2 protein-coding genes are annotated in these 734 nt (G+C 39.6%); one reads left to right on the top strand and one right to left on the bottom strand.

The window, feature by feature from the left end; all coding sequences use genetic code 11:
* Positions 1 to 267, top strand: a 267-nt coding sequence (locus UC75_RS19520; RefSeq protein ID WP_228136990.1) for an L-serine ammonia-lyase, iron-sulfur-dependent, subunit alpha, incomplete at its 5' end; no start/stop codon positions are given.
* Between the two features lie 240 nt (positions 268 to 507).
* Here the strand turns inward: UC75_RS19520 and UC75_RS19525 are convergent.
* On the bottom strand, positions 508 to 734 hold a 227-nt coding region (locus UC75_RS19525), incomplete at its 5' end, for a LysR substrate-binding domain-containing protein (RefSeq protein WP_265597212.1).

Genomic DNA, 734 nt, shown 5'->3' on the forward strand with positions numbered 1-734 from the left:
CACGCGGCCGAAATTGGCCTTGAACATAATTTAGGTCTAACGTGTGACCCGATTGGTGGCTTGGTTCAGGTTCCTTGCATTGAGCGAAATGCAATTGCGGCTGTAAAAGCCATTAATGCAGCACAAATGGCACTTCATGATGAAGGCGAGCATTTTGTGACGCTCGATAAAGTCATTCAGACCATGAAAGAAACTGGCAAAGATATGTCTGAGAAATATAAAGAAACTTCAAAAGGTGGCCTCGCTGTTAATGCAATTGAGTGCTAAAAAAATGAGATGGGGCGAGATGCCCCATCTTATTTTGAACATTAAGCCTCGCTAGCAATGTATTTATAATAACTAGATGAAAGAGTGACGATGATTATTTTTCATTTTGATGTCTACACTCGAAATTGCAAATAAAGCGTTGTTAAAGAACTAATTGGGCTATCTATGAGTTGCATCAAAAAATCTACAGTTTCTTAATGTTTCAGAGAAATTGGGGTATTTCATGCAAAAACTTTATTTTTAAATGTTTAGCTCAGGAGGTAAATGCTGCGCCAAATAATCAATTGCAAGGCGGGTTTTCAGCGGCATAAAAGGTAGCGTAGGCCACACCAAATGAATCGGAAAAGTAATGCTCGACATGGTTTCTAACACTTGTATGAGCTTACTGTCCTGTAATTCATTTTGAATGAGCCAATCGGGTAACCACGCAATACCAGCTCCAGCAAGCGCTGCATTTTTAATGGCTT

Source organism: Acinetobacter sp. V2 (assembly GCF_001188385.1).
Taxonomy (GTDB): domain Bacteria; phylum Pseudomonadota; class Gammaproteobacteria; order Pseudomonadales; family Moraxellaceae; genus Acinetobacter; species Acinetobacter oleivorans.